Source organism: Austwickia sp. TVS 96-490-7B (genome assembly GCF_019331795.1).
Lineage (GTDB): Bacteria > Actinomycetota > Actinomycetes > Actinomycetales > Dermatophilaceae > Austwickia.
In genome coordinates this window covers 1-1,365 of the sequence record NZ_JAHPZL010000028.1, presented here as the reverse complement: position 1 = coordinate 1,365, position 1,365 = coordinate 1, and the positions used below count along the sequence as shown (strand labels likewise).

Below are 1,365 nucleotides of genomic sequence, written 5' to 3'. Positions count from 1 at the left end.
AGTGCAAGCGCAGTTCGCTGAGGCTGTGCGTGCTCAGGGGTGGCAGATGGGCAGGCAGGATTTCGGGCAGACGTTCTTTAAGGACGGGTACACGATCTGGGGCGGTTGCGCGGTGGATGACTGCGACTGGAATCTCTACACGGGTGACCTTGATCCGGATATGGACCAGGGCCTTTACCTTGGCGATGCGACGGCTGTGCCCGAGATGCTCGCGCCCCAGGTGCAGCCCACGGGGGTGATGCCGTCGCTTCCGCCGTCGTCATCGCGCTCTTCCGCCGGTCCGTCGTCGGGTCGGGCGTCAGCGGGGGCCGCTGGTGAGGCGGACGGCCAGGATCGTCCGCGCTTGAACATGTGGTGACAGCGAGGAAAGGAAGGTCTGTTTAAGGGGGGGCTTGCGTCCCAGCAGGGCGCAGATCGTCGTCCGGTGCCGTGAATCGGATTCAATATTGTCGCTGCCCTTTCGGATGCCTCCGATCTGCTGGCGACGGTGCAGGAGCTCCGCCCCGATCTTGTTGTGACGGATGTTCGTATGCCGCCTACGTTCACCGTGGAGGGGCTTCGAGCCGCAGTAGAACTACGGGGTGCCTTCCCCGACCTCCCCATCGTGGCGCTCAGCCAGTACGCGGAACCAGGATTGGCCGGTGAACTCCTTGAGTCGGGTGGAGGGATGGGGATCGGCTACCTACTGAAGGACCGCGTTGCCGACGTCGAAGAGTTCAGTGACACCCTGAGGCGCGTCGCCCGCGGTGCCACGGTTCTCGACCCGGACGTGATCAAGCGAATGCTCCCAAGAAGGCGCGACCCCCTGGCGAGTCTCAGCGAGCGGGAGATGGAAGTACTGGCCCTCATCGCCGAGGGGAAGTCCAACATGGCTACCGCCAAAGAACTCGTGGTCTCCGAGGAGACCATCGTGAAACATGTTGGGAGCATCCTCACCAAGCTCGACCTGCCATCCAACGGCGATGCACATCGGCGTGTTCTCGCCGTCTTGGCGTACCTGAGGAACGCGGGTGACCTGTGACAGAAGAGCCGTTTCGGACTCCTGCAGCACCAGCAGCAGGTCCAGTGCCGTGCGAGGGCGCCTAGGGTGTGCTCCCGGCTCCCGCTGCTCCCGTCTGACGCGGAAGCGACGGCATCACCCCCGTGGGCTGCAGCTGCGGCGCGAACAGCTCAGGCACCTCGATGCTGTAGTCACCCTGGTCAATAGCCCGCTCAACGTCACCCGTGTAGAGATCCCAGGCGCAACGCTCCACTAAACAGCTGCCCCAGATCGTGTACCCGTCCTTAAAGAACACCTGCCCTAAACCCTGCCTGCCCATCTGCCACCCCTGAGCACGCACAGCCTCAGCAAACTGCGCCTGCACC

Annotated in this window: 3 protein-coding genes; 2 read left to right on the top strand and 1 reads right to left on the bottom strand. The window is 63.7% G+C overall.

The genetic code is table 11. The features are described 5' to 3' along the window. Both KEM60_RS15335 and KEM60_RS15330 read left to right on the top strand, forming a co-directional pair. Nucleotides 1-358: hypothetical protein (locus tag KEM60_RS15335; protein WP_219108831.1), on the top strand; the 358-nt coding region annotated here is incomplete at its 5' end. 75 nt (nt 359-433) lie between these two features. Continuing rightward, on the top strand, nt 434-1,021 hold the full coding sequence (locus tag KEM60_RS15330) for a LuxR C-terminal-related transcriptional regulator (RefSeq protein WP_370626388.1): 588 nt from the start codon (nt 434-436) through the stop codon (nt 1,019-1,021). A 61-nt stretch (nt 1,022-1,082) separates the two neighbouring features. Here KEM60_RS15330 and KEM60_RS15325 read toward each other — a convergent pair. Beyond that, nucleotides 1,083-1,365: hypothetical protein (locus KEM60_RS15325; protein WP_219108827.1), on the bottom strand; the 283-nt coding region annotated here is incomplete at its 5' end.